General features: G+C 62.2%; 6 protein-coding genes. 3 read left to right on the top strand and 3 right to left on the bottom strand.

The genetic code is table 11. The features are described 5' to 3' along the window. Together QZ511_RS15195 and QZ511_RS15190 are read left to right on the top strand one after the other, a co-directional pair. The coding region (locus QZ511_RS15195) for a protein phosphatase 2C domain-containing protein (RefSeq protein ID WP_295803615.1) at positions 1-952 on the top strand (952 nt) is incomplete at its 5' end. Between the two features lie 42 nt (positions 953-994). Beyond that, positions 995-3445, top strand: a complete 2451-nt coding sequence (locus tag QZ511_RS15190; protein ID WP_295803614.1) for a bifunctional serine/threonine-protein kinase/formylglycine-generating enzyme family protein — start codon at positions 995-997, stop codon at positions 3443-3445. A gap of 24 nt (positions 3446-3469) precedes the next feature. Here the strand turns inward: QZ511_RS15190 and rlmKL are convergent, their stop codons facing one another. Beyond that, a complete protein-coding gene (gene rlmKL, locus QZ511_RS15185) occupies positions 3470-5686 on the bottom strand; it encodes a bifunctional 23S rRNA (guanine(2069)-N(7))-methyltransferase RlmK/23S rRNA (guanine(2445)-N(2))-methyltransferase RlmL (RefSeq protein ID WP_295803613.1) in 2217 nt (738 codons plus the stop codon). Positions 5687-6114: 428 nt separating this feature from the next. Here rlmKL and QZ511_RS15180 point away from each other — a divergent pair, with 428 nt between their 5' ends. Further along, positions 6115-6318: a ribosome modulation factor gene (locus QZ511_RS15180; protein WP_295803611.1), complete on the top strand. Its 204-nt coding sequence runs from the start codon at positions 6115-6117 to the stop codon at positions 6316-6318. 46 nt (positions 6319-6364) lie between these two features. Here the strand turns inward: QZ511_RS15180 and QZ511_RS15175 are convergent, their stop codons facing one another. Beyond that, positions 6365-7405 carry a quinone-dependent dihydroorotate dehydrogenase gene (locus tag QZ511_RS15175; RefSeq protein ID WP_295803610.1) on the bottom strand — a complete coding sequence of 347 codons (1041 nt, stop codon included), beginning with the start codon at positions 7403-7405 and terminating at the stop codon, positions 6365-6367. A gap of 88 nt (positions 7406-7493) precedes the next feature. Next, positions 7494-10028 (bottom strand): NAD-glutamate dehydrogenase domain-containing protein (locus QZ511_RS15170; RefSeq protein ID WP_295803609.1); only part of this gene is annotated, 2535 nt, incomplete at its 5' end.

Below are 10028 nucleotides of genomic sequence, written 5' to 3'. Positions count from 1 at the left end.
CCCCCCCGCCGTACGCGCAACGAAGCGCAGCGCCGGGGCGACACACACCGGATACCGCCGTGAACAGAACGAGGACGCGTTCTGGGGCGACGAGAACCGCGGTGTCTGGGTTGTCGCTGATGGTCTCGGGGGCCACCAGGCCGGCGAGATTGCCAGCCAGACGGTGGTTGAGGAGATCCAGCGCTCATCCGCCACCGACCGCCATTACGAGCAGGCCCTGCGCCGCGCCCACGCCCTGCTGATCGGCGAAGAGACCAACACCACCGCCATGGGCACCACCGCTGTGGTGGTCGCCGAAGATGGCAACTATTTCCACGTGTACTGGGTCGGCGACAGCCGTGCGTATCTGTGGACACCGGGCACCAGCCCTGAAAGCGCTGAACCTGGCGCAGAAGCGGCAGGTCAGACAGATCTGGATCCGCCGCCGTCTCGTGGCCAACTCACCCAGCTGACCATCGACCACTCCTACGTGCAGATGCTGGTAGACTCCGGTGCGATCAACGCCGAAGAGGCCGCCAGCCATCCCAACCGGCATGTGATTACCCGCTGTATCGGTGGCACTGCCAACCCCACGCTGGAGATCGACCGCGCCTCCTTCTCGTGGAAGCCAGGCCAGAAACTGCTCCTGTGCAGCGACGGCCTGAGCAACGACGTGAGCGAGGCGGAAATCTGCCAGATTCTTACCGAACACCCGGAAAATCAGCGGGCCGCGGAATTTCTTATTGCCGCAGCACTGGATGCGGGCGGCCGCGACAACATCACCGTGCAACTAGTGAGTTCGCCGGAACAGCACGCAGAAAATGGCCAGAACAAGACCCTGCGCACAGGCGGTACGTTAGCCGCTTCCGGGCATTTAAATACTCCTGAGGGCACACTTCTGCCCAGAATCGCTACAATTGCAGCCATTGTGGCGCTGTGCGCCGGCGCAGCTTGGTGGCTGCTGCAGAATTGATCTGACAGCGAACGGGAACAGGGAACTACGGGGAAAACTTGAATGGAAGTTGTCAGCAGTGGTGTTGCATCGCTGGAAATTCCCGGTTACCAGATCCTGAAAAAGATCAATCAGGGCGGTATGTCCACCGTATATCTGGCTACCCAGCGCAGCATGGGACGCCAGGTTGCGCTCAAGGTCATGTCCCCGGTGCTGAACGCCGACCCCATTTTCAGCGAGCGCTTCCAGCGCGAGGCGAATATTGTCGGCCAGCTATCGCACCCCAATATCGTCGCCATTCACGACATCGGCCGCTACCGCAGCCTGAACTATATCGCCATGGACTACCTGCCCGGCGGCTCCGTGGCGGACGCCCTCACCCGCGGTGCGCTGGAACCGCTGGAAGCACTGCATATCACCCGTCAGATCGCCATGGCGCTGGATCACGCCAGCAACAAGGGCTACGTGCACCGGGACCTGAAGCCGGAAAACATCCTGTTCCGCGAAGACGGTTCCGCGGTACTGACGGATTTCGGCGTCGCCCGCGCGGTGGCGCGCACTACCCGCATGACCAACACCGGCATGGTGGTGGGCACTCCCCACTACATGAGCCCGGAGCAGGCCCGTGGTGCCGCTGTCGACGGCCGCGCCGACCTCTACAGCCTGGGTGTGGTGTTCTATGAAATGCTCACCAGCGCGGTCCCCTTCCAGGCGGAAGAAGCGGTGGCGATCGCCATCAAGCACCTCACCGATCCGATTCCGCGCCTGCCCGCGCGGCACTCCCTGTACCAGGGGCTGATCGACCGCTTCCTCGCCAAGGACCCGGACCAGCGCTTCCAGCGCGGCCTCGATGTGGTCGACGCCATCGACCAGCTGTTCGCAGCCATCGAGGGCAAATCGCCCACCACGCAGACCAAATTGAACAACACCTCGGTGCGGGTCTCCAGCCTGGTGCGGGCCCTGCTATTGACCCTGTACGGCACCCTCAGCGACCGCATTGCCGCGTCCTGGGCGCGCTTGCGCGACAAGCCCCTGCACGAACAGAGCGGGCGCGCGGAACAGCAGACAATCCTGCGCATGCAGCAGGTGATGCAGCAGGCGCAACCGCTGCGCCGGCGCTCCTGGCTTTTCGGCGCCATGCTGTGCGGTAGCCTGATGCTCGCCTGGGTGCTGTTCAGCCTGCTGAGCCACAAATTCTCCTGGCAGACGGAATCCGGCCTGGTCAATGACGCCGCCGGCATCACCTCCCAGTTGCTGCTGCCGGAGCCCGGCAGCAGCACAGTGCCCGCCGGCACCGACAACAACCCCCTGCCCGGGCCGGTTCAGTTATCCGCAGCGAACAGCTCCGGGCTGCGGCCGGTATTGCGCGACCGGGCGAGCGCGCAGTCCCCGACCTTACCCGCAGTGGAAGCCGCGGCGTCGGCACGGGAAGAAGTTGCACCCGCGCCAACATCTGTAGCGCCATCCGAACCGACACCCACAGCAACACCCACAGCAACACCCACAGCAACAGCCACAGCAACGCGCGCACCGGCAGAAGCCGTGCAAACACCGCCGGCGCAAACGCAGACCTATGCGCTGACGGTATCCGCCAAGCCGTCTGACGCGCGTATCCGCATCATGAATATCGTGCCCCGCTATACCCCGGGGATGGCGCTGGCGCCCGGCCGTTACGATGTGGAAGTGAGCAAACCCGGCTTTGACAGCCTGCGCCGCTGGATTGAAATTGAAGCCAGCGATGTGACGCTCGCGGTGGAGCTAGAGCGCAAATATGTCACCAGTCGCCCGTTCAATTCACCACTGGCGGACGGCGGGCGCGGGCCGGAAATGGTCGTGGTTCAGCCGGGCAGCTTTACCATGGGCAACGAGCGCCGCCCGTTCACCAGTCCGGCACATGAGATCTCGGTGAAAAAGGCCTTTGCGATTTCCTCCCATGAAATCACCTTCGCCGAGTACGACCGCTTTGCCAAGGCCACCGGCCGCCCTCTGCCCGCCGATGCCGGCTGGGGCCGCAGCAGCCGTCCGGTGGTCAATGTCAGCTGGGAAGATGCAAAGCAGTATGCGCGCTGGCTGAGCGAACAGAGCGGGCAGAAATACCGCCTGCCCAGTGAAGCGGAGTGGGAATATGCGGCGCGCGCCGGTAGCGACACGCCCTTCTGGTGGGGCAGCAGCAGTGCGCGGGGCAAGGCCAATTGCCGTCGCGGCTGCGCCAGCGAATTCAACAGCCTGTTTTCAACCTCATCGGCACCGGTGGGCAACTACAGGGCGAACGAATTTGGACTTTTTGATACCGCCGGCAATGTCGCCGAATGGACACAGGATTGCTTCCTGGGGGATTACAGCAACCACCGCAGCGATACCCGCGCGGTGGAAATCAAGAACTGCGAGTTGCGCTCGGTGCGCGGCGGTTCCATGCGCGAACCGCTGCGCAACCTCAGCGCCGATTACCGCACCGGCCTGAATGAAAATGCGGCCTCAAAGGAAGTGGGCTTCCGTCTGGTGATGGAACTGTAATCCATCGCCCTTGCGCGATAATGGTTAACCCGCTTTCCGGACCTGCCACACATTGTGAATTTTCGGGTTGCGCTGGAAGTCCTTGTCCAGCAGCTGCCCGGACAGATTTTCCACCGCGAATTCCCCCTCGATCTCCTCATCCATCTTGAAACTGCGCAGGTTGTTGGAAAACACCAGAGTTCCGCCGGGCGCCAGCAGCGCCATGCACTGGCGAATCAGATTTGCGTGATCCCGCTGAATATCCAGTACCCCGCGCATTTTTGCCGAGTTGGAAAATGTGGGCGGGTCGAGAAAAATCAGGTCGAAGTGACCGCGGCGATTCTGCTGTGCCGCTTCCAGCCACTGCAGGCAGTCCGCCTCGATCAGCTGGTGCCGGTACGGGTCCATACTGTTCTGGCGGAAATTCCGCTGTCCCCACGCCTGATAGGTCTTCGACATATCCACGCTGGTGCTTTCACTGCAGCCACCCAGTGCCGCCTGCACCGTGGCAGTGGCGGTATAGCAGAACAGGTTCAGCAGCTTCTTGCCGTTTGCCAGCTTGCGCAGATACTGCCTGACCGGGCGGTGGTCGAGGAACAACCCGGTATCCAGGTAATCCCACAGATTGATTTCCAGCTGCGCACCGTACTCGTCCACCCAGAATGCCTGCGTGTTGCCCTCGCGCTTCTGTTGCTGCTCGCGTTTCTGGTACTGGCTGCCGCTGTCCTTGTGGCTGTGGCGGCGGCGCTCCTTGATCGATACATTGCGCGGCGACAGCTCCAGCACCTGGCGCGTTGCCCGCACCAGGTCGGACAGGCGCGCGCGGGCTTTCTGCTCGGGAATATTCGCCGGTGCGCGGTACTCCTGGATATGGGCGAAGGTCTCCCCCTGCAGTGAACGGTAAACGTCGATGGCCGCGGAATACTCCGGCAGGTCCGCGTCGTACAGGCGGTAGCAGCTGATACCGTTCTTGTTGGCCCACTTCCCCACATTACGCAGGTTTTTCTGCAGGCGGTTGGCCACCATCTGCGCTTCTTCCGACAGCACCCTTGCCGGTTGCCCTTCCCCACCCTGACCGGCTCCGGTAGCGGAATTGGCGTGGATCTCGAACAGCAACAACTGGCTGGGAATACTGCCGTTAAACAGCTTGTACTGTTTGTGCGAACGCAGGCCCGTGCTGTGGCAGAGCTCCGGGTTGCCGGTAAAGATGCCCGCACGCCAGCCGCGGAACTCCTGCTTCAGCTGTCGCCCCAGTTCGTTGTAGGTATCCCGCAGCGCCTCCTGCTCTCCCAGACGCTCGCCATAGGGCGGATTGGTCAGCACCAGGCCGGGCTTCACCGGACGGTGACTGGGCACCTTGAAGGCCGCCACCGGGCGGCAGCTCACGCGCACAAACCTTTCCAGCCCGGCGCGGGCGATATTGGACTCGGCGGCGAACAGCACCTTGGCATCGGCGTCGTAGCCGCGGATCTCCGGCAGCTGCCGCTCCATGCCCGCGGCCCTGCGCTGCAGCGCCTCTTCCCGCAGCGCCAGCCAGATATCGTTCTGGTGGTTCAGCCAGCGCTCGAAACCGAAACTCTCCCGCAACAGACCCGGGGCAATGTCCGCAGCCATCAGGGCGCCTTCGATCAGGATGGTGCCGGAGCCACACATCGGGTCCAGCAGCGCGCCGCCCTCGGCGGCGATTTGCGGCCAGCCACTGCGCAGCAGCAGCGCCGCCGCCAGGTTTTCCTTCAGCGGTGCCGCGCCGATATGGGTGCGGTAGCCCCGCCGGTGCAGGCTGTCGCCACACAGGTCGATGGCGATCTCCAGGTTGTCCCGGTGCAGGCGCAGCATCACCGACAGGTCGGGATCGCGCTTGTCCACGTCCGGGCGCGCACCGGTGGCCTTGCGCAGGCGGTCGACCACCGCATCCTTCGCCTTCTGCCCGCCGAACTGGCTGTTGCGGATCTCGCGGTTGGTACCGGAAAACTGCACCCAGAGTATGCCGGTGGGGCTGATATGTTCTTCCCAGGGTACGGCGACCACCGCGTTGTAGAGGTCCTCGGCATTGCGGACAGGCGCCTGACCGAGATTGAGCAGCACCCGGTTGGCCAGCCGGCTCCACAGGCAGGTGCGATAGGCCAGTTGCAGGGGGCCGCGAAAACGCACCGCGGCGGGCTGTTCGCGCCCGACGCTGGCACCCAGTGCACGCAGTTCGTCTGCAAGCAGGTTTTCCAGGCCTTTGGGACAGGTGGCGGTGAAGTCAAACTCTACAGTCAAGGGAAGTTACTCAGTCAGTCATTTCGATCATGCCTGCAGCGCCGCGGGCGCTACCCGCGCGGCAGGCTTTGGGTGGCGCAAGCATACAGCAAACGGGTACGGCATTCCTTCATTCCCGCGAGGGCCGGGATGACGTTTCCCGCTAGATGAATTTCTGCTATCAGCCGCAGTTTTCAGAAAAAAACAGTCATTCCGCGACCGCATGTGGTCTGGTTAACTGAAACCCTTCCCGCCACCGGGCTTCCACAATAAGCTGGAAAGTGGAAAAACGGGAATGGATTACACTGTCAAATAGAGCGCCGAAAAATCCACAGGCGAGATCCGACAAACAGAAAGGCGACGCGCATATTCTCAGACCCGGGCATCACCTCTTTCAGTGCCCGGGTTCCGTAAAAACAGAGTGAATGAAAGTTCGAGGTACTCAATCGATGAAACGCCAAAAACGCAATCCCTCCGATAGAGCATTCCACAAAGGATACGTTGCCGCGATGGAAGGCAGAGGTTACGAAACCTGTCCCCATGAGCTCGGCTTGTTACACCAGGAATGGATCAACGGCTGGCGACAGGGGCGCCAAGATTACTGGAGCGGATTTGGCCCGGCAGCGCAGGCCCAGCGCGTGGTGAATATGTAATACACGGTAAAATCGGAAAAAAATCCCGGGAAATACCCGGGATTTTTTATTTGTCGGCGATACGCCCCTTGTGCAGCTCCGCGATTGCCGCTGCGGCCTCGCGAATGATCGCCGGCCCGCGGTAAATAAAACCGGAATAGATCTGTACCGCGGTGGCGCCCGCACGGATTTTCTCCGCGGCGCTGTCGCCATCGAAAATACCGCCGACACCGATAATCGGGATGGTGCCGTCCAGCGCCGCGGACAACTGGCGAATCACCTCGGTTGAACGCTCGGTCAGTGGCCGCCCGCTCAAACCGCCCTCTTCCTCACCGTGGGTAAAACCCTTCACCAGCGATTTATCGATGGTGGTATTGGTGGCAATCACCCCGTCGATTTCGTGCTCGTACAGGGACTGGGCCACATGCTTGATTGCCTCCTCGTCCATATCCGGGGCAATCTTCACCGCCAGCGGGACATAGCGGTCGTGCTCGTCCGCCAGCGCCTTCTGCTTCTGCTTCAGTGCCGCGAGCAGTGCGTCCAGGCTGTCGCCGTACTGCAGGTCGCGTAGCCCCTTGGTATTCGGTGAGGAGACATTTGCGGTGATGTAATCCGCGTGGGCATACACCTTTTCCATGCACAGGCAGTAATCGTCCGCGGCCTTCTCTACCGGGGTATCGAAATTCTTGCCCACATTGATACCGAGCACACCGGAATAGCGCCGGCGCTTTACCCGCTCCAGCAGGTAGTCCACACCCAGATTATTGAATCCCATGCGGTTGATGATCGCTTCCGCATCGGGAATGCGGAACAGGCGCGGCTGCGGGTTGCCCGGCTGCGGGCGCGGGGTAACGGTACCCACTTCCACAAACCCGAACCCCAGAGCGCCGAGGCCGTTGAACGCCTGCGCGTTCTTGTCCAGGCCCGCCGCCAGTCCCACCGGATTCGGCAGGGTCAGCCCCATCAGCTCGACCGGATCGTCCGGCACTTCCTTGGCAAACAGGGACATGAGGCCGAGGCGCTCGGCAGCGCCGATGGCATCCAGGGTGAGGTGGTGGGACCGCTCCGGGTCCAGCGCAAACAGTGCTTTGCGCAAATGCTCGTACATGGGCTTCCTTTTAATCATTCAAAAGCCGGGCGACCTTTACAGGGCGCCCGGCGTTCACTTCCGGTCACTCTCGAACAGTGTCGCTCGATCAGGCGGAGAGCGTCTCCTGGTCCGCGGTGGCATTGGCCAGGTACATCAGCTCCCGCAGGGCCACGGTAAACATGGCGAAGTCGCCACCGGGCGAGGATTTCAGCTCTTTCAGCAGGCCGTTCCAGCGCTGCAGCGGCTGCGCCATGATAGCGCCCCAACGGGTCATTGCGCTATCCACGTCCAGGCCGTCGTCGCCGGCAAGGCGCAGGATATGCACCGAGAGCTTGAACAGCTGGCTGTCCAGGTCGTCCATGCTGGTCTCACGGGCCTGGGCCTGCCAGAAGCTGGTGACCGGCAGCTCGATGATCTGGTTGCCGAACCAGTAAAGTCCGAGCTTGTCCGCCAGGGAGAAATAGGTTTTCGCCACCTCCTCTACCGGGCGGTCACTGACCTGCGCGGACTGGGAAATACCCAGGGCCGAGAACAGGTAGGTCGGCGATGCCGCCAGCATTGCCAGCTTCTCCGGCACCTTGGCCGCCAGCAGCTGCTCCTGGCGTCTCTGCCACTCGCGCAGGGGTTCGCCACTCAGTACTTCCGGCAGCGCGCGGATAACCCGCTGCACGGAATCCTGGAACAGCGCGCGCTCTTCCGCCGGATCCAGCACCCCGCGACGGTTGCGCACAAACCAGCGGGTGGCGCGGCGCACGCGGCCGATCATGGAGTTCATCAGCTGCATCTGCAGCTCGGACGACACCTGGTAATCCAGAGCAGCGACACCATCCTGGAACTCCTCCATCAGGTACACATCCCGGGCACTGATATAGGCCGCGGCAATGGTATTGATGTCGGCACCGGTGGCGCTGGCAATGCGGTTGTAGAAAGTGATCCCCATGCTGTTGACCATTTCATTGGCCACCTGGGTAGAGACGATCTCACGGCGCAGCTGGTGGTCGTACACCAGACCCTTGTAGCGCGCCACCAGCGCCGGCGGGAAGGCGGATTCCACCGCTTCCTGCACGCGGTCGTTGTCGATGATCTCGGAACCCAGCAGCTCCTCCTTCAGTTTCACCTTCACGTAGGAGATCAGCACCGACAGCTCCGGGCGGGTCAGGTACTGGCCCTTGTTGTCGCGCTCGTTGAGGGTTTCGTTATCCGGGATGAACTCCAGCGCGCGGCGCAGGCGCCCTTCCGATTCCAGCGTATTGATCACGCGACGGTATTCGTCAAAGCGATCGCCGATCTGGAATTCGGCCACGCTCAGGGCCCGGGTCTGATCGTAATTGTTGCCGAGCACCAACTCGGCTACCGATTCGGTCATTTCCTCCAACAACTGGTTGCGCTGCTTTTCCGTCAGATCGCCGTTGGCCACCACCTTGTCCAGCAGGATCTTGATGTTCACCTCGTGGTCGGAACAGTCCACACCGCCGGCATTGTCGATAAAGTCGGTATTACACTTGCCGCCGTTCAGCGCAAACTCGATGCGCCCGCGCTGGGTCATGCCCAGGTTGCCGCCCTCACCGAACACCTTGCAGCGCAGCTCATTGCCGTTGACCCGCAGGTTGTCATTGGACTTGTCGCCCACCTGCCCGTGGCTCTCGCTGGTAGCTTTCACATAGGTGCCGATACCGCCGTTCCAGATCAGGTCCACCGGCGCGCGCAGCATGGCACTGATCAGTTCGTTGGGATTCAGCTGGTCTTCCTCGATGCCGAACGCCTGCTTCATTTCCGGGGTGATTTTCACGGACTTGGCGCGGCGCTCGAAGATGCCGCCGCCCTTGGAGATCAGGCTCAGGTTGTAATCGGTCCAGCTGGAGCGCGGCATTTCAAAAAGGCGCTTGCGCTCGTGGAAGCTGCTGGAGGCGTCCGGGTTGGGGTCGACAAAAATATGCAGGTGGTTGAAGGCACCCTTCAGGCAGATGTGCTCGGACAGCAGCATACCGTTGCCGAATACGTCGCCGGCCATATCGCCGATACCGATAACCGAGAAATTTTCCTGCTGTACATTCACGCCCATCTCGCGGAAGTGGCGCTGCACCGAGACCCAGGCACCGCGGGCGGTGATACCCATCTTCTTGTGGTCGTAACCGTTGCTGCCGCCGGAGGCAAAGGCGTCGCCGAGCCAGAAGTCGTACTCGGCGGCGATGCCGTTGGCGATATCGGAGAAGGTAGCGGTGCCCTTGTCCGCGGCCACCACCAGGTAGGGGTCGTCCTCATCGCGGCGGATGACCCGCGGCGGCGGTACCACTTCGCCGTCCTTCAGGTTGTCGGTCACATCCAGCAGCGCGCGGATAAAGGTCTTGTAGCAGTTGATACCCGCTTCGATCATTGCCTCGCGGCTGTTGTCCAGCGGCGGGCGGCGCACCACGAAACCGCCCTTGGCACCGCTGGGTACGATCACCGCATTCTTCACGTTCTGGGCTTTTACCAGGCCCAGCACTTCGGTGCGGAAGTCTTCCAGGCGGTCGGACCAGCGCAGGCCGCCGCGGGCCACCTTGCCACCGCGCAGGTGCACACCTTCCACCTGGGGCGAGTACACGAAGATCTCGTATTCCGGGCGCGGCTCGGGGATATTCGGAATTTCCCGCGGGCTGAA

Source organism: uncultured Microbulbifer sp. (genome assembly GCF_913055755.1).
In the GTDB taxonomy this organism is placed as follows: domain Bacteria; phylum Pseudomonadota; class Gammaproteobacteria; order Pseudomonadales; family Cellvibrionaceae; genus Microbulbifer.
Note: the sequence above shows the minus strand (reverse complement) of the source record. Positions and strands in the feature narration are given on the sequence as shown.

Coding starts and splice junctions, on each gene's coding strand:
- QZ511_RS15190 (WP_295803614.1), top strand. CDS start 995: ATGGAAGTTGTCAGCAGTGGTGTTGCATCGCTGGAAATTCCCGGTTAC.
- QZ511_RS15180 (WP_295803611.1), top strand. CDS start 6,115: ATGAAACGCCAAAAACGCAATCCCTCCGATAGAGCATTCCACAAAGGA.
- QZ511_RS15175 (WP_295803610.1), bottom strand. CDS start 7,405: ATGTACGAGCATTTGCGCAAAGCACTGTTTGCGCTGGACCCGGAGCGG.